The organism is Spirosoma aerophilum, from assembly GCF_054782495.1.
In genome coordinates this window covers 269,686-294,823 of record NZ_BAAGSJ010000009.1, presented here as the reverse complement: position 1 = coordinate 294,823, position 25,138 = coordinate 269,686, and the positions used below count along the sequence as shown (strand labels likewise).

Annotated in this window: 22 protein-coding genes; 14 read left to right on the top strand and 8 right to left on the bottom strand. The window is 51.5% G+C overall.

Annotated elements, in window-relative coordinates; genetic code table 11:
- The first annotated feature begins 473 nt into the window (after positions 1–473).
- The 4 genes from ACYVK4_RS08930 to ACYVK4_RS08915 all read left to right on the top strand — a co-directional run bounded on the left by ACYVK4_RS08930 (position 474) and on the right by ACYVK4_RS08915 (position 4,299).
- The gene (locus ACYVK4_RS08930; protein ID WP_461127147.1) at positions 474–959 is read left to right on the top strand and encodes a response regulator; all 486 of its coding nucleotides are present in this window, start codon (positions 474–476) and stop codon (positions 957–959) included.
- A 266-nt stretch (positions 960–1,225) separates the two neighbouring features.
- Positions 1,226–1,945, top strand: coding sequence for a ferritin-like domain-containing protein (locus ACYVK4_RS08925; RefSeq protein ID WP_461127146.1), 720 nt, complete (start codon positions 1,226–1,228; stop codon positions 1,943–1,945).
- A 15-nt stretch (positions 1,946–1,960) separates the two neighbouring features.
- Entirely contained in the window at positions 1,961–2,761 is an 801-nt protein-coding gene (locus tag ACYVK4_RS08920) for a ferritin-like domain-containing protein (RefSeq protein WP_461127145.1), read from the top strand.
- A 194-nt stretch (positions 2,762–2,955) separates the two neighbouring features.
- Positions 2,956–4,299 carry a hypothetical protein gene (locus tag ACYVK4_RS08915; protein ID WP_461127144.1) on the top strand — a complete coding sequence of 448 codons (1,344 nt, stop codon included), beginning with the start codon at positions 2,956–2,958 and terminating at the stop codon, positions 4,297–4,299.
- 151 nt (positions 4,300–4,450) lie between these two features.
- On the opposite strand, the gene ACYVK4_RS08910 is transcribed toward ACYVK4_RS08915, so the two are convergent.
- The 5 genes from ACYVK4_RS08910 to ACYVK4_RS08890 form a co-directional block, all read right to left on the bottom strand.
- Positions 4,451–7,582, bottom strand: a complete 3,132-nt coding sequence (locus ACYVK4_RS08910; RefSeq protein WP_461127143.1) for an efflux RND transporter permease subunit — start codon at positions 7,580–7,582, stop codon at positions 4,451–4,453.
- A 33-nt stretch (positions 7,583–7,615) separates the two neighbouring features.
- Positions 7,616–8,671: an efflux RND transporter periplasmic adaptor subunit gene (locus ACYVK4_RS08905; RefSeq protein ID WP_461127142.1), complete on the bottom strand. Its 1,056-nt coding sequence runs from the start codon at positions 8,669–8,671 to the stop codon at positions 7,616–7,618.
- Between the two features lie 19 nt (positions 8,672–8,690).
- Positions 8,691–10,028, bottom strand: coding sequence for a TolC family protein (locus tag ACYVK4_RS08900; RefSeq protein WP_461127141.1), 1,338 nt, complete (start codon positions 10,026–10,028; stop codon positions 8,691–8,693).
- A gap of 60 nt (positions 10,029–10,088) precedes the next feature.
- Positions 10,089–10,565, bottom strand: a complete 477-nt coding sequence (locus tag ACYVK4_RS08895) for a MarR family winged helix-turn-helix transcriptional regulator (RefSeq protein WP_461127140.1) — start codon at positions 10,563–10,565, stop codon at positions 10,089–10,091.
- Positions 10,566–10,803: 238 nt separating this feature from the next.
- On the bottom strand, positions 10,804–12,543 hold the full coding sequence (locus ACYVK4_RS08890) for an alpha-amylase family protein (RefSeq protein ID WP_461127139.1): 1,740 nt from the start codon (positions 12,541–12,543) through the stop codon (positions 10,804–10,806).
- 180 nt (positions 12,544–12,723) lie between these two features.
- Between ACYVK4_RS08890 and ACYVK4_RS08885 the strand changes: the two genes are divergently transcribed.
- Both ACYVK4_RS08885 and ACYVK4_RS08880 read left to right on the top strand, forming a co-directional pair.
- Complete coding sequence (locus tag ACYVK4_RS08885; protein WP_461127138.1) at positions 12,724–13,410, top strand: DUF421 domain-containing protein; 687 nt, start codon at positions 12,724–12,726, stop codon at positions 13,408–13,410.
- A gap of 6 nt (positions 13,411–13,416) precedes the next feature.
- Positions 13,417–14,112: a DUF421 domain-containing protein gene (locus tag ACYVK4_RS08880; RefSeq protein ID WP_461127137.1), complete on the top strand. Its 696-nt coding sequence runs from the start codon at positions 13,417–13,419 to the stop codon at positions 14,110–14,112.
- A gap of 177 nt (positions 14,113–14,289) precedes the next feature.
- On the opposite strand, the gene ACYVK4_RS08875 is transcribed toward ACYVK4_RS08880, so the two are convergent.
- Together ACYVK4_RS08875 and ACYVK4_RS08870 are read right to left on the bottom strand one after the other, a co-directional pair.
- Entirely contained in the window at positions 14,290–15,222 is a 933-nt protein-coding gene (locus ACYVK4_RS08875) for a hypothetical protein (RefSeq protein WP_461127136.1), read from the bottom strand.
- Between the two features lie 413 nt (positions 15,223–15,635).
- Positions 15,636–17,417: an ABC transporter ATP-binding protein gene (locus tag ACYVK4_RS08870; RefSeq protein ID WP_461127135.1), complete on the bottom strand. Its 1,782-nt coding sequence runs from the start codon at positions 17,415–17,417 to the stop codon at positions 15,636–15,638.
- 321 nt (positions 17,418–17,738) lie between these two features.
- Between ACYVK4_RS08870 and nusB the strand changes: the two genes are divergently transcribed.
- From nusB to ACYVK4_RS08830, 8 genes are all read left to right on the top strand, one after another.
- Complete coding sequence (gene nusB, locus ACYVK4_RS08865; RefSeq protein WP_461127134.1) at positions 17,739–18,875, top strand: transcription antitermination factor NusB; 1,137 nt, start codon at positions 17,739–17,741, stop codon at positions 18,873–18,875.
- A gap of 120 nt (positions 18,876–18,995) precedes the next feature.
- Complete coding sequence (locus tag ACYVK4_RS08860) at positions 18,996–19,298, top strand: YtxH domain-containing protein (RefSeq protein WP_461127133.1); 303 nt, start codon at positions 18,996–18,998, stop codon at positions 19,296–19,298.
- Positions 19,299–19,398: 100 nt separating this feature from the next.
- Positions 19,399–19,851, top strand: coding sequence for a DUF1573 domain-containing protein (locus ACYVK4_RS08855; protein WP_461127132.1), 453 nt, complete (start codon positions 19,399–19,401; stop codon positions 19,849–19,851).
- Between the two features lie 12 nt (positions 19,852–19,863).
- Positions 19,864–20,187 carry a preprotein translocase subunit YajC gene (yajC, locus tag ACYVK4_RS08850; RefSeq protein ID WP_461127131.1) on the top strand — a complete coding sequence of 108 codons (324 nt, stop codon included), beginning with the start codon at positions 19,864–19,866 and terminating at the stop codon, positions 20,185–20,187.
- A gap of 3 nt (positions 20,188–20,190) precedes the next feature.
- Positions 20,191–20,904 (top strand): YbbR-like domain-containing protein, encoded by a 714-nt coding sequence (locus ACYVK4_RS08845; protein ID WP_461127130.1) that lies wholly within the window; start codon positions 20,191–20,193, stop codon positions 20,902–20,904.
- Positions 20,905–21,000: 96 nt separating this feature from the next.
- Positions 21,001–21,609 carry a dephospho-CoA kinase gene (gene coaE / locus ACYVK4_RS08840; protein WP_461127129.1) on the top strand — a complete coding sequence of 203 codons (609 nt, stop codon included), beginning with the start codon at positions 21,001–21,003 and terminating at the stop codon, positions 21,607–21,609.
- 51 nt (positions 21,610–21,660) lie between these two features.
- Positions 21,661–23,328 carry an amidase gene (locus ACYVK4_RS08835; protein ID WP_461127128.1) on the top strand — a complete coding sequence of 556 codons (1,668 nt, stop codon included), beginning with the start codon at positions 21,661–21,663 and terminating at the stop codon, positions 23,326–23,328.
- Positions 23,329–23,405: 77 nt separating this feature from the next.
- Complete coding sequence (locus ACYVK4_RS08830) at positions 23,406–23,975, top strand: DUF4136 domain-containing protein (protein ID WP_461127127.1); 570 nt, start codon at positions 23,406–23,408, stop codon at positions 23,973–23,975.
- 222 nt (positions 23,976–24,197) lie between these two features.
- Here ACYVK4_RS08830 and ACYVK4_RS08825 read toward each other — a convergent pair whose 3' ends face one another.
- Positions 24,198–25,109, bottom strand: a complete 912-nt coding sequence (locus ACYVK4_RS08825; RefSeq protein WP_461127126.1) for a nucleotidyltransferase family protein — start codon at positions 25,107–25,109, stop codon at positions 24,198–24,200.
- Positions 25,110–25,138 lie beyond the last annotated feature (29 nt).

Here is a 25,138-nt window from a genome sequence, read left to right as displayed (position 1 = left end):
AAAGTAGACAAATAAATTCTTTGAGGAAAAGTTCTGTTAACTTACCTGAATGTAGCTATAAAAAGTAAGGTAACGGTCCTCATAATCTTGTTGTATTTTGATTAAAAAATTGATGTCTGATGGCAAAAAAAGGCTAATTACCTGAGTATAATTATTTAAACAATGATGTATGTAATGAGCTGTCGATTAACCTGAGATACACCGTTTTGGTAATCCTTTATATTGGTTTGATTATGTTTCGTTTAATGTTTTTTTTAATGTAAAATTGGTTAAAATGATAAGTTGTTAAGTTACACCGACATGAAGAAAAAACATTGTACTTTAATTATTTTTCCAATCTGAAGTATGAAGAAATATATTTATACGTAGAGCCTATACGTATACAAAAACTTTATGCATAAAATTAACGATGAGAGCAAATGTATTTTATAGGGAGTTAATGACTTTAATGTTCAGATATCTCCCTATGTGATATGAAAATTAATGATGAGGAGTCCAGGATAAAGGCCAATTTCAGGCGAGCGAAAGTATTGATCGTTGAGGATAGCGATGATCATTGGGTTCTGATCAAACGAGCCCTACAACACTGCCTTTCGGAGGTGGTGGCCGAACGGGTTTCTTCTCCCGAACAGGCATTGGCATTACTGAATACCTGGCGCTATGAAGAGTGGGAAATCCCTAAACTGATTCTTCAGGATTTATATTTGCCGGATAGCAAAGATGGCTGGGGACTGCTGCAACAAATTAAAAAAATGCCTGTTCCGTTTTGTCAGATTCCAATTGTTATTCTCAGTTCATCGGCTGTTCGTAGCGATGTTATGGAAGCCTATTCATTAGGCGCTTCTTCTTACATGATTAAGCCCATTACGTTTGACGAGTGGATTACCTATTTTCGGGAGTTACGCACCTATTGGTGGGAGACCGTTAGCTTACCGCCCCTGAACTATACCCTTTCCTGATAAAAATTCCTACGTCGACGAACCAATTTTCGCGCTGGCCGGGCAAAGCTGTTGCCAACTCGTCCGACCGGGCAATAACCGTTGCTCATTAACTGGACTAAAGACGACAAAAGCCCTGGGTACTGGCCTCTCAGAAATTCAGTGTAATCATTTATAAACCAATGGCTCATGTCCAGCCCCGCTACCTCAATTTATAAACATTCTTTCATTGGTTAGGGTAACTGTACGAAATGAATCTACAGTAGTACTATTTTTTACTTTACTCAATGAAAAACATCAACGATTTCAAACAAACAGCACCCACATTGATAGATGGCCGGCGACGGTCATTTCTGCGGACTGTTGGCGCAGCTGCCGTAACGGGCGGGTTGCTCACGGCCTGTTCAACAGCCGATGTACAAGTTAGTCCCGAGCGGGGTCGGGTAGCGGGCGATGTGATCACCTTACCGGGTGGCGACCTTGGTATTTTGAACTACGCCTTTGTGCTGGAACAGATCGAATCCCGCTTTTATGAATTGGTGCTGGCCAATCCGTACGAAGGCATGACCGCCATGGAGATGATGCTGTTTCAGGATTTGCGTAATCATGAAGTAACCCACCGTGCTTTTTACCGGGCGGCATTGGGTAGTGCCGGTATTCCGGATCTGACGCTCAACTTCAGCGACATTAATTTCCGCCAGCGTACCGATGTGCTGGAAGCGTCGAGGATGTTTGCTGAACTCGGCACGGCTGCCTACAATGGGGGAGGTAAGTACCTGACGGACCCCGAAAATCTGGCGGTAGCGGGCAAGATTGTGTCTGTCGAAGCCCGGCACGTGTCCATTATCCGCGAGATGGAATACCCGAACCAAACCGCTTTTTCGGGCGATAACATTGTACCTGAGGGGCTGTTCATCAAGCTCGAACCGTCTGAGGTGCTTCCCAAAGCGCAGAAATACGTGCTTGAAACCATCGATGCGCATAACCTCCCGACCAACCTCTCCTAACCCTTCTGAATACTCATGAATTTACAATCTATTTTTACCGAACTCGAAAAGGTTGATAGCGACTTCTTCGACCGGTTGGAGCATGTATCACGTCGGGGCCTTTTCAGCTCACTGACTCGTAAAACAGTGGCCGTAGCGGCTCCGGCTATCCTGGCCTCAGCCCTCACCAAAAGCTACGGACAAAGCAGTGAACTGCCTCAGAATGTAGTCGATGTGCTGAATTTTGCCTTACTGCTTGAATACCTGGAATCTGATTTCTACGAATTTGGCACCAACGTACCCGGTCTGATTCCGGATCAGGACAAACTGGCCTTCGAATACATTCGCCGGCATGAGGAGCTGCACGTTAAGCTGCTGAAGATGGTACTGGGAGCCAGGGCTATTGCCAAACCCCGCTTCGACTACACGGGCAAAGGGAATTTTCCGGATGTGTTCTCTAATTTCCAGACCTTCGCTGCGGTATCGCAGGCGTTTGAGGATACGGGTGTGCGGGCCTACAAAGGACAGGCGCCTAACCTGATGAATGCCAAACCCATTCTGGAAACGGCCTTGCGCATTCACGCCACGGAGGCAACGCATGCGGCCCGAATTCGGTACCTGCGTGGTCAGAAAGGATGGATTCCGCTGGCCAGTCCATCGGGTTTGCCTCAGGCAGCCGCAGCCGTTTACATGGGCGACGATAATGTGGTACAGAAAGGTATCAACCTGGCTGAACTGCTGGCAGGGCAAGTGCCCCTCGAAGGCCTCACCGAAGCATTCGACGAGCCACTGACAAAAGAGCAGGTGACGGCTATTGTAACGCCGTTTCTGGAATAGGAAAGCGTTGTATCGTAGACGGATGACAAGCCGCCGGGGTATTTTACCATACGCCCCGGCGGCTTGTTTTGATTACGGGAAGATGGCACGCCAATTTTTTGAATGCGGCAATAGGATAAACTAGAATTATCGCTTTACTTGACGGGCATAAAAACAGCCGTTTGGGCCTTAATTATCAACGTTCGCGATTATCCATGTCTGACGAAAACTTACCGCCTACTTCGCCACTTACGCCTGAAGAGCAGGACAAGCTAAAGGAATTGACCGCCCAAAGCTGGAACCTTGAATTAGCTATTTCCGGGGTTGCCATGTTTGCTATCCTGCAGTTGCCCGACCTGCTCGACTCCGCGTTTGGTTACATCCAGTTTAATTACCTGACCCAGGCCAACGGGATAGCGGGTATGTTGCCGTCACTCGCCTACAGCATGATCCGGGCCACTTGTTACGTCTTGTTTGCGGCCTTTCTGGCCAACTTCGTGATGCGGGCTTTCTGGGTGGGGCTTGTGGGTTTACTGGCCGTTTTTCCGACGGGTATCCGCTACGATCGTCTTCCATTCGCAACACCCTATTCGCAGCAACGCATGGCCGATGAATTTGGACCTCTCGATCGTTATATTCTCTGGCTCGATAAACGGTGTAACATCGTGTTTGCGCTCGCCTTTCAGATGGCATTTCTACTGATCGTGATAGCCTTTTTGTATGTGATGGGGCTATTGATCTACCTGGTCGTTCAGCCAAACGTCCCTGCCGACGTTTGGTATGGAATCAAAATTGCTGGCGCTGCGCTGGTAGTTCTATTCTACCTGGCCATTATTGTACTGAATCTAAAAAAGGTAAAAGAAACGCCAAGGGGTATGCAACTCCATTACCGGCTAACGAAAGGGAGCCGTCTATTTATGTACAAGCATACTTCATACGTCACCAACACATTTTACAGCAATATCCAACCTGGAAAGTTATCTCAGACGATAGTGATTTTCATGGTGGTGTTTTTGGTGGTGCTCTCCGTCGAGGTCATGACTGATGCCTCCCGCAACAACGGTCGTTTAAACAACCGACACCTCTATTCCGCTCGTGTCGATAGCCTTTACATTGAGCCAACGGCTTACGATAACCAACGTGCCGAGGGTGCGTTTATCAGCGTGGCTTCCATTCAATCAGACGTAATTCGGGAGCCTTACGTGCGCTTGTTCATTGCCTATCCCAAAGCCCTCGATACGCTGCTCACACGAGTGGCTCCCGAACCTGCCTGGAGCGATACGCTGTCGAAGCAAGCCAGGCGGCAACAGTATGCTATCTGGAGCCATCAGCAGATCAGTCGGTTGATTCGCATCACCGTCAACGATTCGGTCTACGTCCAGCCTGAACTGCTTTTTGCCAAAGCCGGGAGCCAGGAGCAACGTGGCTGGCAAACGGTATTAGTGCCGGGCAATCTCAAAACAGGTCATAACCTGCTCCGCATAGCCTTGCAGGACCCCCGAAAAAAAGAGGCTGATGAGTTGGTGGCTATTCCATTCTGGTATGTACCTGAGCCGTGACCCGTCCGCAGGTCGTGTAAGGCTGGTTTCCTGGTTTTGAGAAACCCCGCTGGTTTAAGGACCCGGCATTACTGAGAGTACAAAAAATGCTGGCGAAGCCGATTGATCGGCTTCGCCAGCATGATAAAAACGTTATCAACTAATTAGGGCTCTAATTAATCGCCTTCGCTACGGTCAGTTCCTGTGGCTTTTTGGGCTGGGTTTTCTTGCCCGTGAACCGGGCAATGATCCGGTCGACGACCAGATAAACCGATGGGACAACCAGCAGCGTGAGCACCAGCGAACTGCTCAGACCACCAATGATGACCCAGGCCATGCCGTTCTTCACTTCGGCACCGGCACCACTCGCCAGCGCAATAGGCAGCATCCCCACAATCATCGCCAGGGTGGTCATCAGGATAGGGCGTAACCGCTCCTTACCTGCTTCGATCAGGGCTTCTACCACGGGCATTCCTTCGGCTTTCAGCTGGTTGGTAAAGTCGACAATCAGGATGGCGTTTTTCGCTACCAGACCCAGCAGCATGATCATCCCCACAATGGAGAACACCGTCAGGCTTTGCATCGATAGGGCCAGTGCCAGCAACGCACCTACCAGCGCTACCGGGATGGAGAACAGCACGACGAAGGGATATACCACACTTTCGTACAGGGCCACCATGATGAAGTACACCAGCAGAATCCCTAATATCAGCGCCTGACCCAGGCTGCCAAAGGCGTCGGACTGTTGCTGTAACTGACCAAGGTACTGAATGGATATGCCTTCGGGCAGTTTCACATTCGCCATCTTCGCCTGTATATCCGCCCCCACCGAACCCGATGGGCGACCCACTACCTGCGAGTTGACCGAGATGGACGATAGCCGGTCGATACGTTGCAGCACGCTTTCGCCCACCTGCTGCTCAACTCGTGCAAATTGTGATAACTCGAAGGAACGGCCCTGGTTGTTCACAAACGTCAGTCGGCTTATGTCGGCGGCATTCGACCGGTCGAACTTGTCGAGGCTGATCAGGATGTCGTATTCGTTGCCGTTCTCCTTGAACTTGGCCCGGTCGTCGCCCCGGAAGGCAATTTGCAGCGCCTGCCCTACGTCGGTAGCGCTAATGCCCAGTTGGGCCATCCGCTCCCGGTTCAGCCGGACGTTTACTTCGGGTTTGGGGTCTTTCACGGAATACTGCACATCCTGCGTGCCCGGTATCGACTCCACCACTTGTTTAACCTGGGCCGCTGCCTGCCGTATAGACGGCAGATCGGTGCCTTTGATGGCAATCTGAATAGGGGCCTGCGTACCACCGGCAATGGAAACGGGGCTCACCGTTACCCGAACGCCGGGAATCCGGGCAATTTCCTGTTTGACCTCACTGCCAAAGTCTTCGGTCGACATGGTCCGGGCTTTTTTATCGACCAGCTTTACGTTCATATCGGCCACGTTGCTGTTCGAAGAAGTAGTAATACCACTGCTGGTGTAGCCCACGTTGGTGAAAACGTTCGTTACTTCGGGGTGTTTCAGCAGGAGTTGCTCAACCCGCTGCGAGACCTGATTGGTCTGATAAATGGAGGCCGTAGGGGACAGTTCGAGGCTGACGTTAAACTCGCCCTGGTCGCTTTGCTGCATAAACGCGGCTCCAATGAAACCACCGGGAACCAGCGCGATTGAGCCGACAAACAACACAATGACGGCAATAAATACCCAGCGTTTATGCCCCAGCGCCGATGTCAGAATACGGCCATAAGCCTCTTTCAACCGGTCCAGAAAGTTCTCGAAGCCGAGATTCAGCTTGCCCCAGAGGGTGTTGGGATTCAGCACTTCCAGCTTACCGAAGCGCGACACCAGCAAAGGCGTCAGCGTAAATGATACGAGCAAGCTCATCAGGGTCGAGAAAACCACGACGAGCGCAAACTCCCGCAGGATATTCCCGATCAGACCCGACGTTAAGGCCAGCGGCACGAACACCACAATATCCACGAGCGTAATGGCGAGGGCCGTGAAGCCGATCTCATTCCGCCCATCGAGCGCGGCTGTGCGCTTATCTTTCCCCATTTCCATGTGCCGGTTAATATTTTCCAGCACCACAATGGAGTCATCGACCAGAATACCAACCACCAGCGACAGGGCCATCAGGGTCATCAGGTTCAGCGAGAAGCCAAACACATACATCAGGATGAAGGTCGGGATCATGGACGACGGCAGCGCCACCAGCACGAACAGCGACGAGCGGACACTGTGCAGGAACATGAGCATAACCACCGATACGATCAGTACGGCCAGAAACAAATCGTCGACAACCGCTTCAGCAGACGCCAGCGTGTAGATCGACTGGTCGGCGGCAATGTTGAACTTCAGCCCAATGTTGGCATATTGTTTCTCGATGGAGGTAATCCGTTCGCGCACCAGCTGGCTTACGTCGACGGCGTTGGCGTCGGACTGTTTCTGCACCTGAACCCCGATGGACGGGCGGGCATTGATGTGGTTGATAGCCGTGGCTTCGGCCGTACCGTCGACTACCTCGGCCACATCCTGCAGTAGAATCTGCCCTCCATCGGCCCGGCGGGCAATGATCAGGCTCCGAAGCTTGTTGGTGGTAGCCACCGTAGCGTCAAAACGAATGGAATACTGGTTTTCCTGCGTTTGCAGCTGACCCGCCGGATAGCTCGCGTTGGCCGCGTTGATGGCTTGCGACACCTGCCCAATGGACAAGCCATAGGCCCGCAGTTTCTCCTGGTTGACGTTCACCTGAATTTCCCGCTCGGACCCGCCAATGATGCTGATCTGACCCACACCCGGCACGTTCGACAGCTGAGGCTTTATCTTGTCGTCCATCAGGTCGTACAACTGGGTCGGGGCGAGGTTCGCCGTCAGACCCATCCGCAGAACAGGCAATTCATCAGTGGAGAATTTGTTGAGTGTGGGCTTATCGGCTCCGTCGGGCAGCAGGTTCACGATCTGGTCTACTTTCCGCTGGGCGTCCTGCTGGGCAAGGTTCACGTCGATGCCGTTCTTCAGCTGAATAATCACAATCGACGCGCTTTCCTGCGAGGTGGAGTTGATCCGGTCCAGCCCTTCCAGCGACGACAGGGCGTCTTCAATCCGTTTGGTCACGTTGGTCTCTACCTCATCGGCAGAGGCCCCCCGGTACACGGTCGAAACACTAATGACGTTGGCTTCAAACTTGGGCAGGAGGTTGTAAGACAACTGCTTATAGCTCAAAAAGCCAAACAGAACCAGCACGGTGAAGATGGTCGTCACCAGCAGGGGTCGTTTTATGGCTATTTCGGTAATTGACATAGAAAAGAGTTGTTAGCTATCAATGGCTACTGTTTATTTCGTTACCTGAACCGGCGAGCCGTCGCTGAGGTTGATCTGGCCGGTTGTTACAATCTGTTCGCCCGCTGTCAGACCGCTGGTTACTTCGATGGTATCGCCGAAATCGCGGCCTACACTGATCTGACGCTGACGGGCCTTGCCGCCTTCGATCACGTACACGTAGGGATTTTTGACGCTGGCCACCAGTGCCGTACGGGGAATTTGCAGGGCCTGCTGGTTGGATTTCTTCGAGAAATCGACGTTCACGAACGTACCCGCTTTGAGGAGACCACCATTGGCAAGCGTAATTTCTACCGGGTAATTGTGCTCTTCATTCCCCTGTGGGGCGATGTACGAAATGCTGCCGTTGAATACCCGATCCGGGAATACATCAGCCGTAACGCGCACTGACTGGCCTTCGCGCAGGGCGTACACGTCTTTTTCGTTGACCAGCACCTGTACTTTCAGGCGCGAGATATCCAGCACCGTACCCAATACCGTTCCGGCGTTTACGTACTCACCCGCTTCAATGTTTTTCTTCACCACCCGACCGCTGATGGGCGCTTTTACGTCGGCATCCTGGATCTGTTTCCGAATCTGTTCGGCCTGGTTCACCGCGTTCTCGTAGTTGTACCTGGTTTCGTTCACCTGAATTTCGGTGGTGGCATTGCCCGCGAGGAGGGTGTTGTAGCGGGTCACGTCTTTCTTTAACTTCTCGATGTTCAGCTGCGTGGCCTCCAGCGACAGTTCTTTGAGTTTGCTGTCGACCTGAATGAGCGTAGACCCCTGCCGAACCGATGAGCCCAGATCGAAATTCACGCGCGTCACTTTACCGGCCGCCGTCGCCATGATGTCGGCTTCTTTGAATGGAATCAGGTTACCGGTTTTAATAAGTTGCTGCGACACGGTAGCCTCTGCCACGGTGGCGGCTGTTACCGGAATAGCTGTATTCGTATTGGTCGGCATCTGGTTCTTCTTATCAATTTCCTTCTTGTTGGAAGCCAGTCGAAAGCCGATCAGTGATACAACAGCCAGTATACCGGCAATCACGATAATCGTTGTCTTTTTCATAATGCAGTCAGTGATAGCGTTACAGTTGGTTATAGAAATTTAGGAGTGTACCCTGCGATTGCTCCAGGTCGAGCCGGGCCTGATACAGGTTGATCAATGAGTTAATGTAGTTCGACTGGGCCTGCCGGTAAGAGGTGTCGGCGTTGAGCAGATCGGTCAGTGATTTAGTACCCTGTTTGTACTGAAGCGTCGTGACGTTGTACACTTCCTGCGCCAGTTTCACATTGCGGTCGTCGGTCTGTACGCTCGTCTGCGCCCGTTGAATCTGCGACTGCGCGTTGTTGAACTGGAGCCGATAAGCCGCAATATTCAGCCGTTGCTGTTCTTCCTGAGTCAGTACCGTCAGGCGTTGTTGCTGTACCTGCGCGTCGCGCTGTAACCCGTCGAAAATGGGAATACTCAACCGAAGTCCCACGTTACCAAATCCAACGAAGTTGCTGAACAGCTTGTCGAAGGTTTGCGCACCGAGGTTAACGGCACCGTAGCTGGCGGTCAGGCTCAGGGTGGGTATGTAGCCTGCTTTAATCCGTTGTAGTTGTAAACGCTGCAAACTCAGGTTCGTTTCGGCCTGCTGCACAGAAACCAGACTACGGGCCTCAAAGGGTGTTTGTTCAATGGTGGGCAGTTGATTGAGCAGTGTGGAATCCGATAAGGTCAACGCCTGATCGGCGGGAAAACCCATCTGGTACTTGAGCCGGTTCAGGGCCAGATTCAGGTCATTCTCGGCCAGGCTCAGCTGCGACTGGGTGCTGTTGAAATTGACTTCTGTCCGGGTGTAGTCGACGGGTTGAATTACGCCGTTGTCCCGCTGTAATTTCAGGATATTCAGTACTTGCTGCGTCCGCTGGAGGTTGTCCCGAAGCAGGGCGATCTGCTGCTGGGCCACAAACACCTGGTAGTAGTTGCTGGCAATGTTATAAACAATGTCTTCGCGCGTTTTGCGGGTGTTCAGTTGCGCCAGTTGCTGGTTCGGCTTGCTGGCTTTGATTCCCAGCAGCAGCGAGCGATCAAAAATAGTTTGGGTCGCCTGCGCTGACAACGTCGTCTGGTATTTCTGACCAATGATGAACACGCGGGGTTCCGGCCCGAACACACCCGCCGGAATGATACTCTGCTGGAGCTTCAGGTTGTCGATGGCTGTTCCGGTAGCCGATACCTGGGGCAGGTAGAGGCCCAGCGCCTGCCGAGCCTGCTGGTTCGCATTTTCGGTCTGGTACTCCGCAATGCGGGTTGTGCCAAAGTTTTTCAGACCGTAGTCCACGCAGTCTTTCAGTCGAAATCCGGTGGGGGTCTGTGCCCATAATCCTGCTGGTAGTGCTGACAGCAAGACTAAGGCAAGTGCAATTTTACGTCTCATAAATACAAAAGTTGAGCTATCAACTGTAGACATATCAACTATTAAAACAAAAAAAGAGAACTATTGATCTAGAATGGTTGAGATTTTTTTCAGGACGCTTACGAGCGAATCGACTTCTTCGGTGGTTAGCTGGCTTGTCAACTGGCGGTCAAACATGTCGGCTGTTTCCAGAATTTTCTCCATGATGAGTTTACCGGCGGGCGTCAATTGAATCAGATTTTTGCGTCTGTCAGCGTTATCGGCGACAACGCGTAAGTAGCCATCCCGTTCTAATGTGCGAATAGAGCGTTGTATGCCTGATTTGTCCTTTTGTAACTGGTTGGCGATTTCCTGCTGCGAGGGCAACTCCGTTCCCCAGAAGTAGGCCACAAACAGTACGGGCAATTGCTCAAACTGTAGGGAGAAGCCCAGTTTTGCCAACTCTTTATTCGTCCGCCGAGAGAGCAAATGAGCCACCGTATTAATATTGAACACAACCAACCGACTCAGTTGAGCCGCTATGCGTTGCTGTACATCCATAGGAGGGTCCGTTATCATAGTGCAAAGGTACTAACGTTGATATATCAACCAATTGATTCGGGGAAAAGTTTTTTAGTTAAATACAATTTGATAGTGTGCCTGTGGCAGGCGGTGTAACCCGGGGGCTTCGCTCCTGCCGGGGGTCGGTGCCTACCGGGGGTCGGTGCCTACCGGGGGTCGGTGCCTGCCGGGGGGCGGTGCCTGCCGGGGGTGTAGCCCTCGGTAGGGGTGTAGCCCTCGGTAGGGGTGGACTACATTACCGTGCCAGCCGGTACCAGCCGGACCCGTAACCGGCCAGTTTTACCGGATAATTGCCTTTTTCACCAATCTGACTCTTTGCTTTTGTCATTAAGTTGAGCAATTGATCGTTGGTCTTCAAGCTGGTTTGAATCTGGCATTGCTGCGGCTCCTTGCTGAAGTTGTAGACCATCAGCAGCGAGCGGCCCTGGTAATCGTACTGGATAGCCATCACGTGGTTGGACCCTGTGTCGAGGAGTTTCCAGTTTCCCCAGCCTATTTCGGGACATTGTTTCCGTAATTGGGCGAATCGGGTCACTTGGTTGAGCAACGAGGCTGAGTCGGCACGTTGGGCGGCTACATTGACTTTCGTGTAGCTGTAAGGCCCCTGGCTAATGATGGGCCGGACAGGTTTGGTCCCTTCCGTAAATCCGGCATTTGGCCCGCTCGACCACTGCATGGGCGTTCGGATGGAAAGCCGCTCCTGTAGACTCAGGTCATCGCCCATACCGATCTCTTCGCCGTAGCGGATAACCGGCATACCCGGCAATGAAAACAGAACGCTGTAGGCTAACCCGACCAGCCGGGGATCGCCCAGCATAGGGGCCACCCGCCGACGAATGCCCCGGTCGTAAAGCTGCATGGTCGTGTCGGGGCCAAAGCGGGCGTAGACTTTATCCCGGTCCTTATCACTCAGCCGCCCCAGGTCGATTTCGTCATGGTTACGCAGAAAATGAGCCCACTGAGCCGTAGGCGGGATGCCTCGGGTATCGGTAAGCGCTTTTTTTAGCGACTCAGTTTCGCCGGTGGCGAGGGCATAGAACAGGTGCTGATTGGCGAAGAAATTGAACATCGTCTGCATGTTTTCGCCTTCCTTACCAAAAAAAGGCTCCTGCTCCTTTGGGTCGACGTTGGCTTCGCCCAGCAAAATAGCGTCCCGTTTGTGCCATTGAATATACTGGTGCAACTGTGTGATGATGTCGAACTGGTGTTCGGGTTTGTCGGGGTCAAAATCCTTGTTAGCCACCTCGATCAGGAACGGAACGGCATCGACCCGGAAACCCGCGACACCTTTATCCAGCCAGTATCGGACAATCTTCCGCATTTCCCGCTGCACGGCCGGGTTCTGCATGTTCAGGTCCGGCTGGAACTCATAGAAACGGTGGTAGTAATATTCACCCGCCTGTTTATCGAAGGTCCAGATGTCTTTCTGAACACCCGGAAACACCATACCGGAATCCCATTTCTTTGGGCGGTCTTTGGACCACACATACCACGATCGGTAGGGCGAATCATTGCGTTGCCGGGCTTGCTGAAACCACGGATGCTGGTCGGAGGTATGATTGGTGACCAGGTCCATCATCACCCGAATGCCTTTTTTGTTGGCCTGCTGCATAAACGCATCAAAATCCTGATTGGTACCCAGGCGCGTATCGATGCCGTAAAAGTCGGACACATCGTAGCCATCATCTTTGTTGGGCGTGGGCTGAAACGGGGCCAGCCAGATCGTTTCGACACCCATTGTTTTCAGGTAGTCCAGTTGCTGGGCCAGCCCGTTAAAATCGCCCACGCCATCTTTGTCGGAGTCTTTAAAAACTTCCACATCGACGCTGTAAATGAGTCCGTTTTTATACCAGAGTTCTTCGATAAAATCGGTTGGAATGGGGGCGGGAGGAACTTTGTTGGATTTAGTGTCATCGGCGTCTTTCTGACAGGCGACAAGGAGAACGACACACAGAAGTAGGGCTAGTTTTTTCATTGATAACGCAGTGATTTTCTTCGCTATAAAACCAACCACCTTATCAACCATCCTGTTAGCCGGAAGACCGTTTCCTGATTGTCTGGTCTATTAATTAGGCATACTTTATAGGTTATATGAAAAAACTTAGATTCTTCTCTCTATATCAATCTTTTTAGATAATCAGAAAGTTAAGCGGTCATGCAGAAAGAAGACATCCATCTAAGCGATTGGCAGCGAATTCTGATTGGTGATGCGCCCGTTGAGTTTTTATTGGAAGTGTTTATCCGTACATCCATTATCTACCTGGTGCTCCTGGTTGTGATGCGGTTGCTCGGGAAACGCATGAATGGGCAACTGACCAATCTGGAACTGGCCGTTATGCTCACGATGGGGGCTATTCTGGCACCGGCCATGCAGTTGCCAGACAGGGGCATACTCTCAGGTATATTGGCTCTGGTGTGTGCGCTGGGTTTTTTGCGGGGTACCAATTGGCTGGGTTTTCAGAACAGTAAAGCCGAAAAGACAATTCAGGGAACATCAACCGTACTCGTAAAAGACGGCGTCCTGCAATTGGAACAGATGACTGAAAACCGCCTGTCGCACCAACAGATTTATGCCGCTTTACGAAGTGAAAACGTCTATAATCTGGGTAAGGTAAAGCGCCTGTACCTGGAGGCTTACGGAATGTTCAGTATCTATCAGGACGAGAAAGGCAAACCGGGCTTATCCGTTTTACCCCCGGGCGATGCTGAAATTCAGTCGATTTATGACCAGACCACGGATCATCTGTCTTGTGGCAATTGCGGTAACACTATCCCCGCTCATCCAAAACCCGGTAATTGTTCCGTTTGTCAGGCTGACCAATGGGCAAACGCTATTTTATAAATTTCCATGCATAAGGAAGACCTTCATCTATCGGACTGGCACCGGATACTCGTCGGCGACGTGCCCGGTTTGTTTTACGTTGAGATTTTGATCCGGGCCGCCGTCGTTTATGGGCTGCTCATGGTTTGTTTGCGCCTGATGGGCCGACGCATGTCGTTGCAACTGAGCCGCAACGAAATGGCCGCTATGGTGTCTCTGGCCGCTGCCATCGGGATTCCTATTCTGGATGCGCAGCGGGGCCTCCTGCCGCCTTTTGTCATTGGCCTGATCGTTGTGGTTCGTCAGCGGTTTATTTCCTATTGGGCGTCCAGAAATCAGACGTTTGAAATGATCTCCCAGGGTCGCATCAGCACGTTGGTCGAAAATGCCGTTATTCAATTGCCGGGTATGAAGGAGTCAACCGTAACCCGCGAGTTGTTGTTTGCGCAGCTCCGTTCCAGCGGTATTACTCATTTGGGGCATGTAAAGCGGTTATACATGGAGGCAAACGGTGAGTTTACGCTTATTGAAGCCCCCGAGCCCAAGCCGGGCCTGTCCATACTGCCCGAATGGGACACCGATTTTATTGACCAGCAGGAAAAAGCACCCGACCAGCTTGTCTGCCTTTACTGTGGTAACGCCAAACCGGAATCGGAGCAAAAGGAAAAAGAAGATAAATGCGCCAACTGCGGGCATGATGAATGGGTGACGGCGTTGAAGTAAAAGTTATTCAATTACAGAATGGTGTCAACCAATTGTGGATTGTACAAGAACAAGCTTACCGCCTATAGCATGTTACAATCCGCTTTCGGTAATAGATTATTCTCTTTGCAGAGGGCTACTCAGGCACTGATTGACATGATGTGTTAATTTCTTGGTGGTATCTAGTAAATGCGCTAACTAACCATTCACTTGCTTGTAGCGAATACTAAACTGGTAATACCCCATGGCGCCCAGACTATTGATTGACTCGGTTAGAAAGCCCTGATCATTGACCAACGACTTCTTGATCATCACTTCATCAATTTCACGACAGCCATACGCAGGATCACAATTCTTGCGTTTGGTGTAAATCAAATTATTTGTTGTCAAACTGCTGCCCAAACCCACCAGCCCACTTGAATAAATCCGTCGATTAACCGTGCTGAGAATACCCTCCAGCAACTGCATTTCGCGTACCTGACTGAATACCGTCCGCTGATCGTCATACCGTTGCTCAATAATTTCCGTGCCCTTAACCGGGTTTTGTCTGGAATGAGCCACCCAATCCAGGTTTCCCTTTGGGTCAAATATGAGTCGTGTCAAACTGTTTCTAACGGGGAGTCCCTGCTCATCAATGGTCAGTGAACTTTGCTGTACCTCTTTGCCGCCAATCAGTAACCGAACGGCTACATCATTTCCCGAGTAGGCGAGTTCGAACCGGGCCGGTTGCTTTTCTTCATCGGCAACAGGGGCGTCAGCATTAACCGAAATCGACGTTAGATCAATGCGTGTCAGCCGATTGTCGGTGTAGGTAAACTGCACCCAGGGCGAACTGCTTCCTGAACTGCCCAGCCGCTCATCGCTGATGGACTGGAGTCGATTTCGCCCGTCGTAAGTCAGCGTAGAGCGATAGACGAGTGATGCGAGCGTACCCCCGTCGTCATGGTAATCGATGGTGACGGGCAAGCTAAGGGTCGGAGCCAGAGGCTTGAAATCGGGCTGGGGCGTCTGGACTACCTGAGGGGACTGTGCAGAAGGAGCCAGAGTTGACTGAGGCTGGCAAGCGGCCAGCAGTCCCCCAAGGAATAAACTGCCATAGCTAAGGATTGATGTAATTCGTAAAGAGCGCATATTCGGTAAGGTTGAACGAGTTAGTAAAAGCAGAAATCTGGCTTACAGGTCGTATATCAATAAAGTCATCGTCGCATTCTCGGAAATCACCAAAGAGCTAGCAAACAGACAGCTATTACCGAAACCGGTACCGTAAGCGGCCTTTACGCATTGTTCCGTGCTATTGGTAGTTGCCGGTCGCGTTTGTCTGGTGCTGTTCGGGATTAAGGAGATTGATTGTATGATCATTTTTGTGTCAAGTAACGCACGGTGAAAGACAACACAAAGAATAGTCATACACGATGAACTAAAATTTACTGATTGGTCAAAAACGAAGAAGCCCAATAAACGCGTGTTTATTGGGCTTCTTTAGTAAGAGTGGTAATAGACGGTTTCCTTGTGGGGGTGGGTGACTGTGACGTTCCCTTTGTTCGTTAAGCCTCTTCCGTCTGCAACTGTTTTTCGTACAGTTCGCGGTAGGCACCGTTTTTGGCGAGGAGTTCCTCCTGCGTGCCTTCTTCCACGATCTCCCCATTGTCGAGCATGATGATATAGTCGGCCAGTTTCGCCGACGAAACACGGTGCGAAATCACCACCGAGGTGCGGTCGGCCATGATGCGCTGGAGGTTGTTGAGGATAATGTTTTCGGTGTTAGTATCTACCGCCGAGAGGCAGTCGTCCAGAATCAGAATCCTGGGGTCGCGGGCGATGGCACGGGCAATACTCAGCCGCTGTTTCTGCCCGCCCGATAACGTGACGCCCCGTTCGCCCACGCGGGTTTCGAACTGCTCGGGGAAGTCCAAGACGTTTTGATACAGGTCGGCATCGCGGATGGCCTGATCGACTCGGGCCTGCGGCAGGTCGGGTTTGCCAAAGCGAACGTTATTACTGATCGTTTCTGAAAACAGAAAAACGTCCTGCGGCACGTAGCCCATCTGCCCTCGTAACGACGTCAGGTTGTAGTCCTTGATGGAAATCCCGTCGACCCGAATTTCGCCCGATGTCGTGTCGTACATACGGGTCAGCAGGTTCGCCAGCGTACTTTTTCCGGAGCCGGTGGTTCCCAGAATGGCCACTGTTTCGCCCGCCCGAACGTGCATCGAGAAGTTCTTGATGGCCACGATGCCCGAGTCGGGATACACAAACCGGACATTTTTGAATTCGATTTCGCCCTTGATCGAATGCTCGATATTCTTCTGCGAAACGATATCGGTTTTGATGTTCAGAAATTCGTTGATACGCTGCTGGGACGCGGCTGCCCGCTGGGTCTGGCTGGTGGTCCAGCCGAGGGCCATCACCGGCCAGGTGAGCATGTTGACGTATAAAATGAACTCCGTAATGTTGCCCGGTGTGAGTCGACCGGCAATGATTTCCTGACCACCCACAAAAATGACCAGCACATTGCTTAAGCCCACCAGAATGGCGACAATGGGGAAAAACAGCGAATCGACCCGCGTCAGACTCAGTGACTTGCTGCGGTACTCATCACTTTCAAGCTCGAATTTTTTGGCAGAATTATCTTCCTGAACAAACGCTTTCAGCACCCGGATGCCCGAAAAAGCTTCCTGCACATAGGTCGACAGTTGCGATAATGACCGCTGAATTTCTTCGGAGCGACGAATAATGATGTTATTGACAATGTAAATCGCCACCGACAGAATCGGCAGGGGCAGCAGCACATACAGCGATAGCCGGGCGTTGATGCTGACCATATACGTGATGACCAGAATGAATAGAACGATCAGGTTCAGGCCATACATGATGCTCGGGCCAATGTACATCCGCACTTTGCTGACATCCTCCGAAATACGCGCCATGAGGTCGCCGGTGTTGTGCTGACGATAAAAGCTAAGCGGAAGGGTCTGGTAGTGATCGTAGATTTCGTTCTTCAGGTCATACTCCACATGCCTCGACATGACAATGAGCGTCTGCCGAACCAGAAACAGAAAGAACCCTTTCAGCAGGGCCAGGGTAATGGTCATGACGCCAAAGAGCAGGATGCTCACTGTGAACACCTCATAGAGCGACGACTGAAGCGGTGATTTATCGTAGAGATAATAAATGTCCAGCGTTTCGCGTACCAGATCAAGGGCATAGCGCACCAGCTGCGCCGGGAAAATACCGAACAGATTGGAGATCGCCGTAAAGAGCGTCCCCAAAATCAGGTACCATTTATACTTGAGGAGGTATTTATTTAAATAGGAAAGTGCTTTCACAATAAGACCAGCAGCGTTTTGTTCGTAACCGCTCGGAACGGCGAAAAGTTGCAGGGAAGTTAGTGGAGTGGGTGGAGTAAGTGGAGTGGGTGGAGTGAGGATAGCAGGTGAAGCCAGTTAGCTATTTGCCCGTCTCTTTTTTCTACTTACTTTACCCATTCCACTATTTCACCCACTCCACTCACTTCACTTACTCCCCCGCTTGCCTTTCTCCCCGAAACTTCCTACTTTTGCACCCGATTTAAGCAGTTCTTTTTCATACTGGTAGCAAAATTAGACTTAGGCGGGATGCTCAATAGGCGACTACTCCGAATAAAGGTCATGCAGGCGATATATGCGCTTCGGCAGGCTGAATACTCCAATCAACAACTAGCCGTAGACGGCATCAATGATCTTTTCCAACCCGACCTAAACTCGATGCTGCCGCAGAACAAGCGGCAACTCGAAGGCTACCGGAAACTGGCCGCTCTTCTGTTTGAAGAAGCCATCAAAAACAACCAATCCGCTCAGGACGACGACGCCCCCCGTAACGTGCTTAAAGCCGCTAACGATGGGTTTGTGTTTTATCAGATTCGTACGAGAAAAGATCGCCAGCACCTGGCGCAGATGATGCTGAAGCAGGTGAACGGCATCTATGACGATTATCTGCGGGTAATGCTGCTGCTGGTTGAACTGGGTCATGCGGCCAAGATCGACAGCGAACGCCAGTACCGCGACGTGGACGAAACACCCTTCCCCTTCGAGTCGAACCTGAGCGATAATACCGTTATACAGGCCCTGTCGGAACACCAGCCGTTGACGAACGAAGCCGTTCGGCACGGGATCTCGTGGGTCGATGATCTGCCCTTTGTCCGCAAAGCCCTGCGCGAAGCCCTGAAAACGGATGATACCTACCGCGCTTACTGCGACAAACGCACCCATAGCGCCGATGAAGATCAGGCATTGGCACAACATGTGCTGCGTACCCTTATATTCAAGCACGAGGTTATCCGCGATCATCTGTCTGAAATCGACCTGAGCTGGGCCGAAAACAGCGAAGTGGTGCGGGGACTGGCCATTCGAACGCTGAAATCGGTTCAAAGTCCGACGGGTCTGAAACTCGAACCGCTCACCGACGATTGGGAAGAGGATGAACTGTTCCTGAACACCCTGTTTGAGAAAGCCATCGAGAACGACACTGACTATGAACAACTTCTGGCTGATCAGCTTCAGAACTGGGATGTTGAACGGGTGGCGATGATCGACAAAATCATCCTGAAATTGGCCGTTTGTGAGTTGCTCAGTTTTCCAAACATTCCGGTCAAAGTAACGATTAATGAATATATCGAGCTGGCGAAGGCGTACAGTACGCCTAAAAGCGGTAAATTTGTCAATGGAATCTTAGACAACCTGTCCGAGAAGCTACAAGCTTCGGGGCGTCTGCGGAAGAGTGGGCGTGGGTTGCTGGACAATAAATAAGGGCATTTGGGGTTTATGGTTACAGTTCGCGGAAGCTGATTTACCTAATTGCCAGTGCATGAGGAATCAATACCGAAGACATGTTATCATAAGTCCCAAAACCACAAACTTTTTTGAAAAATGAGCAGAATTGGCCGTGATTTAACCTTTTTGCTGACCGGTATTGCTGCCGGATCTCTTGTTGGATTACTGTATGCGCCCGACAAGGGCAAAATCACCCGTGATCGGTTGTCGTTCCGGTTGTCGAAGTACAGAGAGCAGATCAACCAGTTGCTGGAAGAGCTGGGCAACTCCGTGGAGCTTCCCGAAAATTTGTCGAAAAACGAAGGCCAGCGGGTTGTCAACGACGCTCGGGAGAAAGCCGAACGTTTGCTGGAAGATGTTGACCGGCTTATGGCCCAGATCAAGCAGCAAAACGCGTAGTAGTTTATAGTTTCAGGTTCGGGGTTTCAGACTGGCTGAGGCACGCCTGACCAGATACCGGAAGCCTTGAACCTTGAACGAAATAACGAGAATCTTTACCATGCAAGTTAAAAAGTGGCTGCTACTGGCAGTCGTTGGCGGTATAAGCTTTAGTCAGATAAGCTGCGATAACCGGCAGCAGGGGCAGGCCTCCAAGGCAACAGCCTCGGCCAAGATGCCCAGAATCACGTTTGCCGAAACAGGCATTTACGATTTCGGCACCCTCACGGAAGGCGACACCGTTGAGCATGTGTTCGCCTTCACGAACACGGGTGAATTTCCGTTGATTATCAACAACATCACCGCTTCGTGTGGCTGCACAACGCCCGAGTGGCCACGGGAGCCGGTGGCCCCCGGTGCCAAGTCGTCGGTACGGGTTCGCTTCAATAGTCGGGGCAAGATGGGGCAACAGAATAAAACCATCACCATCTTTGCCAACACCGAGCCGTCCATGACCGATCTTCAGTTCAAAGCCCTGGTGAAAGCCAAGGACGATACCACCAAAACATCCTAAAATAAGACCCCCATGTTGTCAATTCTGTTACAGGCCGCAGCCGGCTCCAACACCTCAATGATCTATAATGTGCTCCTTTGGGTAGCTATCATTGGTGTGTTCTATTTCTTCATGATCCGCCCGCAGCAGAAAAAGCAGAAGGACCAGAAGAGCTTTGTCGATAGCCTCAAAAAAGGGGATAATGTGGTAACCATTGGTGGTTTACACGGTAAGATCGCTTCCGTTGAAGCCACGACCGTGACACTTGAAGTGGATCGGGGTGTTAAAATGACCTTCGAGAAAACATCCATCTCGCGGGAAGCAACCGTGAAACCGGCTGAAGCTGAGAAACAATAGCGTGTGAATACCGTTCAAAACGTCCGCTCGTTTCAACCCACCAAGGCGTTGCTGTGCATAGGCGCAGCCGCGCTGTTCTGGTTTCTGAATGCCCTCAATAAACAAGGCTATACGCTAAACGTCGACTACCCCGTTCGGTTCGTCTACGACGACTCGTCGTTCGTGGCCACCTCGCCATTGCCGCACGCGGTGCGGGTTAATGTGTCGAGCGATGGCTGGGGATTGCTGCGCCATTCGTGGTTGCCCTTCCGTGTCGAACCCGTCGATTACATTGTTCAGAACCCACTGCGGGCCACGGCCATCAATACGTCATCGCTGGCAGCGGCTCTGGCGGAGCAGGTCAAGAAACTTCATGTCAATTACGTGGTTGCCGATACCCTCGCCATGAGTTTCGACCGGCGGCTAACGAAAACGGTACGCCTGCTTCCCGACAGTATGCACCTCGATATGGCTCCCCGGTTCATGGTATCGAGCGTTATTAACATGACACCCCGGACCCTGCAAATCGACGGCCCCGCCAAACTGGTTCGTGGCTTGCCCGATACAATCTGGGTACGCATTCCGCGCAAACGTATTTCCGATAACTACGACGAAGAACTGCCCCTGAACCAACTGCGTCACCCGCTCCTGCACACCAGTGCCGACCGGGTTGCCGTCAGTTTCGAAGTCGGCGAACTCTTATCACCTCCGGTAAAGAGCGAAAGAGCGAAAGAGTGAAAGAGTGAAAGAGTGGCAAACTCACCAGTGAGCCACTCTTTCGCTCTTTCACTCTTTCACTCTTTCGCTCTTTCATTCTTTGGCTCTTTCACCCTCATGCAAACACCTCTCCAGATTGGCGTAACGGGCGGCATTGGCTCAGGTAAGAGCGTTGTTTGCAAGGTATTCAGGGCGTTGGGTATACCTGTTTACGAGGCCGACGAACGGGCGAAATGGCTCACAGAACACGACCCAATTCTGAAAGCCGATATTCAGCGGGTGCTGGGAGCCAACGCCTACGATGCCACCGGAAAATACAACCGGGCCTGGGTAGCCTCTCAGGTGTTTTCTGACCCGTCGCTGCTGGCGGCACTTAACGGCGTTATCCACCCGAGAGTGTTTGCCGATACGGCCGCCTGGGTAATTGAACACGCCGACAAACCCTATGTGGTAAAAGAAGCTGCCCTGATGAAAGCTGCCGGAGACCACAATTCACTTGATAAGGTAGTTGTGGTTCAGGCACCCGTTGCGTTGCGCATCGCCCGTATTCGCCAACGCGACCCCCACCGGTCCGAAGTTGAAATACAGCATATTATTGATCGTCAGATCGACGATGCGGAACGGTTGCGGATCGCTGATTATGTGGTTGATAATGATGAGAGCCAGTTGCTGCTGCCACAGATAATTCGGTTACATGAAGAATTTTTATTGCTAGCGGCTGACTAACGCCCTTTCTGCCGTAATTTGGCTTATTACTTTATCAATAAGCCAAATCGAATGAAACAACGCTTACTTCTGCTTACTGCCTGCGCCAGCAGCTTTCTTCTTGGTGCGTTTATTACCAACGACGACCCCCAAAAACCGCTGACCACCGAGATGGTGGAAGTAGCCGCCAAAGTTTTCGGACTTGAGTTTACCCCCGCCGAGCGCGACTCGATGCTCGGTAACCTGAATAACGCCCGCACCAATTACGAGGCCCTTCGTAAAATTGATCTCCCTAATGATGTTGCGCCCGCTCTGTACTTCAATCCGCTTCCGGCTGGGTTTGTTATGCCCACCGGGCCATCATCGTTCAAAGCGTCGGTAGCAGGAAAGGTTTCATTGCCTCAAAACCGCGACGAGCTGGCATTTTATACTGTTGGGCAGTTAGGCGAATTAATTCGTACAAAACAGATTTCGTCGGTCGATCTTACCAAGTTTTTCCTGAATCGACTCAAAACGTACGACCCTAAGCTACACTGTGTGATCACGTTGACCGAGGACCTGGCGCTGAGTCAGGCCAAACGTGCCGACGACGAACTGAAAGCGGGTAAGTACCGGGGACCGCTGCATGGTATTCCTTATGGGGCGAAAGATCTGCTGGCTAAAAAAGGCTACAAAACAACCTGGGGGGCAATGCCCTATAAAGACCAGACGCTTGACGTCGACGCCACCGTTATTCAGCGACTCGAAAAAGCGGGTGCGGTACTCTGCGGCAAAATGACGCTGGGTGCCCTGGCGATGGGCGATGTCTGGTTTGGCGGCATGACGCGCAACCCCTGGAGTACCACGGCCGGTTCCAGCGGCTCGTCGGCTGGGTCGGCATCGAGCGTGTCGGCGGGCTTATTACCCTTTGCCATAGGCACGGAAACACTGGGATCTATTGTTTCACCATCGACGGTTTGCGGCACCACGGGTCTGCGGCCCACCTTCGGGCGGGTGAGTCGGCACGGGGCTATGGCGTTGAGCTGGAGTATGGATAAGATCGGGCCCATTACCCGGAGCGTGGAAGATTGTGCCCTCGTGTTCAATGCTATTTACGGACCCGATGGAAACGACCCTACCGTCATGGCGGCTCCGTTCCGTTATACACCGCTGACCACCTTGAAAGGTATGCGGATCGGCTACGTGAAAAAGGCGTTCGAAAGCAATTATCCCAACCGGGCCAATGACTCCCTCACGCTACAGACGCTGCGAACGTTAGGGGCCGAACTGGTTCCTTTCGATTTGCCAACGGGCGTTCCGGCGGGCCGTATTTCGTTTTTGCTGACGGTTGAAGCGGCTGCCTCCTTCGATGAACTGACCCGCTCGGGCCGCGATGACCTGATGGTGCGGCAGGGAAAAAATGCCTGGCCAAATTCGTTTCGCTCGGCGCGGTTTGTGCCCGCCGTTGAGTACATACAGGCAAACCGTGCCCGAACCAAGCTCATCAATGAGATGGCCGCGCAGCTAAAAGCGGCCAGGATTGATGTGTATGTCTCACCGGCCTACGCGGGTGGGAACCTGACACTCACTAACCTGACGGGTCATCCCTGCGTGGTATTGCCGAATGGGTTTACGAAGCAGAATCTACCCACCAGCATCACATTCAACGGGCAATTGTTCGAAGAAGGAAAAGTGCTGGCAGTGGCAAAGGCGTATCAGGATGCTACCCAGTGGCACCAAAAACATCCCACGTTGCAGTAGGAACCTTACCTCACAAAATACAAACCTTTGAATAAGACTATAAGTTAAGTAGAGTGAACAACAAACAACTCTACGTTATGAAGCGATTACTGAGTATAGTTACTTTTTTAGCATTGATTTATGGCTGTGCACCACGCGTAACCGTCGACAGCAACAGTCGCGCTGATTTTAGCAAGTACAAGACATTTGCCTGGATGGACAACGATGTGAAAGCGGGACAAAATCCATTGTATTACAATCAGATAGCCACCGAGAATGTGGAGAATACGATGGCTGGCGTGTTAAAACAGAAAGGATTGAATGAAGTCCAAACCCGCCCTGATTTATTGGTAGGCTATCATTTTTTTGTTGAGGATAAAACCCGGAACGTAGCGACACCGTCGCCTTTTTATGGTCCCTACATGGGTTGGGGACGTTGGGGATACGGCGGCTGGGGACCCGGCTGGTGGGGCTGGGGTGGTCAGCAATACACCCAGGAACAGTACCAGGCGGGTACACTGGTCGTCGACATGGTGGATGCCCGTACGCACAAGCTGGTTTGGCGGGGTTCGGTACAAAACGCCGTTGGCGACCCGGCTCAAATTGCGGCTAAACTAACGAAAGAAGCTGAGCGAATCGTCGAGAAATTCCCCGAGCGTACGAGTTAGGATTACAGTGATTAAACGCAAAAAGGTTTATTTACCACAGAGGCACAAAGTGCACATAGGTTTCATCAAGAGCCCTCTGTGCACTTTGTGCCTCTGTGGTAAATAAACCTTTTTACCTATACTTATTATGACTTCCTGGTATGGCTACTAAACGTAAACATCCGACCGCTACGGCACGTAAAACCTTGAATGTCAAACGCTGTGGCTCATTATTTATGTTATTTACCACAACGTTGACGGATAGGCTCCATCATCGTGCAACTGCTTCAGGGCAGCCTGCACCACGGGCTTATCGTCGGGGTAGGTAACGCCGAACCAGGCCGACTGACTGCGGAACACTTTGCAGTGACCCGTATCCGTCTGAATCAGGTTTGACATCACAGTAGGAATGTAAAATTCTGCCTTAGGCGAATTGATGTTCGCGATGGCATAGCTCTCAAACTGGTGCTCCACCAGCGGGAACACACTTGGTTTAAAGCCCCAGAAGTTCATCGAGACAGGCGTGTCAGGAGCCAGTGGCGTCAGGCCGTCAGCTTCTTCAAAGACAATCTTCTTCTCCGTCGCACCATTTTCCTGCTCATAAATTTTCGTGCGCTCAATGACGGAAATCAGGTTGCCGTTTTCGGCTACTTCACAAACTCCCCTGGATACCGACCCGTTTTCTGACAAGGTATTTTTGACTTCATAGCCCACCATGGCGTGCAGCTCGTCATTGGTATCGGTAGTGAGGAAATTGCTGATGAGCTGAAACGCTTCCAGACCGTAAAAATCATCGGCGTTAATGACTGCAAATGGAGTCTGTGTATGATCTTTGGCGCACAGCATGGCATGGCCGGTACCCCAGGGCTTGGTACGTCGTACTTCGCCCACTTCAGCAGGCACATACGAATCAAGCGCCTGAATGGCATAATCGACCTCGAGTTTACCCGCTAGCTTAGCACCAAAAACTTCCTCAAAATCGTGGCGGAGTTCTTCCCGAATGATAAAGACAACCTTACCAAAACCAGCCCGGATGGCATCGAAGAGAGAATAATCTATAATGGTTTCGCCATTGGGGCCAAATTGGTCCAGTTGTTTGATACCACCGTAACGGCTGCCCATACCGGCCGCCAGAATCAAAAGGGTAGGTTGCATTTCAGAGATCACCGGCGAACCGGCGCGTT

What these genes read in the sequence shown, in the direction of transcription:
- ACYVK4_RS08910 (WP_461127143.1), bottom strand. Translation starts at nt 7,582, where the DNA reads ATGTCAATTACCGAAATAGCCATAAAACGACCCCTGCTGGTGACGACC.
- ACYVK4_RS08895 (WP_461127140.1), bottom strand. Translation starts at nt 10,565, where the DNA reads ATGATAACGGACCCTCCTATGGATGTACAGCAACGCATAGCGGCTCAA.
- ACYVK4_RS08875 (WP_461127136.1), bottom strand. Translation starts at nt 15,222, where the DNA reads ATGCGCTCTTTACGAATTACATCAATCCTTAGCTATGGCAGTTTATTC.
- ACYVK4_RS08890 (WP_461127139.1), bottom strand. Translation starts at nt 12,543, where the DNA reads ATGAAAAAACTAGCCCTACTTCTGTGTGTCGTTCTCCTTGTCGCCTGT.
- ACYVK4_RS08835 (WP_461127128.1), top strand. Translation starts at nt 21,661, where the DNA reads ATGAAACAACGCTTACTTCTGCTTACTGCCTGCGCCAGCAGCTTTCTT.
- ACYVK4_RS08880 (WP_461127137.1), top strand. Translation starts at nt 13,417, where the DNA reads ATGCATAAGGAAGACCTTCATCTATCGGACTGGCACCGGATACTCGTC.
- ACYVK4_RS08930 (WP_461127147.1), top strand. Translation starts at nt 474, where the DNA reads ATGAAAATTAATGATGAGGAGTCCAGGATAAAGGCCAATTTCAGGCGA.
- ACYVK4_RS08855 (WP_461127132.1), top strand. Translation starts at nt 19,399, where the DNA reads ATGCAAGTTAAAAAGTGGCTGCTACTGGCAGTCGTTGGCGGTATAAGC.
- ACYVK4_RS08905 (WP_461127142.1), bottom strand. Translation starts at nt 8,671, where the DNA reads ATGAAAAAGACAACGATTATCGTGATTGCCGGTATACTGGCTGTTGTA.
- ACYVK4_RS08825 (WP_461127126.1), bottom strand. Translation starts at nt 25,109, where the DNA reads ATGCAACCTACCCTTTTGATTCTGGCGGCCGGTATGGGCAGCCGTTAC.
- ACYVK4_RS08900 (WP_461127141.1), bottom strand. Translation starts at nt 10,028, where the DNA reads ATGAGACGTAAAATTGCACTTGCCTTAGTCTTGCTGTCAGCACTACCA.
- ACYVK4_RS08885 (WP_461127138.1), top strand. Translation starts at nt 12,724, where the DNA reads ATGCAGAAAGAAGACATCCATCTAAGCGATTGGCAGCGAATTCTGATT.
- yajC (WP_461127131.1), top strand. Translation starts at nt 19,864, where the DNA reads ATGTTGTCAATTCTGTTACAGGCCGCAGCCGGCTCCAACACCTCAATG.
- coaE (WP_461127129.1), top strand. Translation starts at nt 21,001, where the DNA reads ATGCAAACACCTCTCCAGATTGGCGTAACGGGCGGCATTGGCTCAGGT.
- ACYVK4_RS08925 (WP_461127146.1), top strand. Translation starts at nt 1,226, where the DNA reads ATGAAAAACATCAACGATTTCAAACAAACAGCACCCACATTGATAGAT.
- ACYVK4_RS08920 (WP_461127145.1), top strand. Translation starts at nt 1,961, where the DNA reads ATGAATTTACAATCTATTTTTACCGAACTCGAAAAGGTTGATAGCGAC.
- ACYVK4_RS08830 (WP_461127127.1), top strand. Translation starts at nt 23,406, where the DNA reads ATGAAGCGATTACTGAGTATAGTTACTTTTTTAGCATTGATTTATGGC.
- nusB (WP_461127134.1), top strand. Translation starts at nt 17,739, where the DNA reads ATGCAGGCGATATATGCGCTTCGGCAGGCTGAATACTCCAATCAACAA.
- ACYVK4_RS08860 (WP_461127133.1), top strand. Translation starts at nt 18,996, where the DNA reads ATGAGCAGAATTGGCCGTGATTTAACCTTTTTGCTGACCGGTATTGCT.
- ACYVK4_RS08915 (WP_461127144.1), top strand. Translation starts at nt 2,956, where the DNA reads ATGTCTGACGAAAACTTACCGCCTACTTCGCCACTTACGCCTGAAGAG.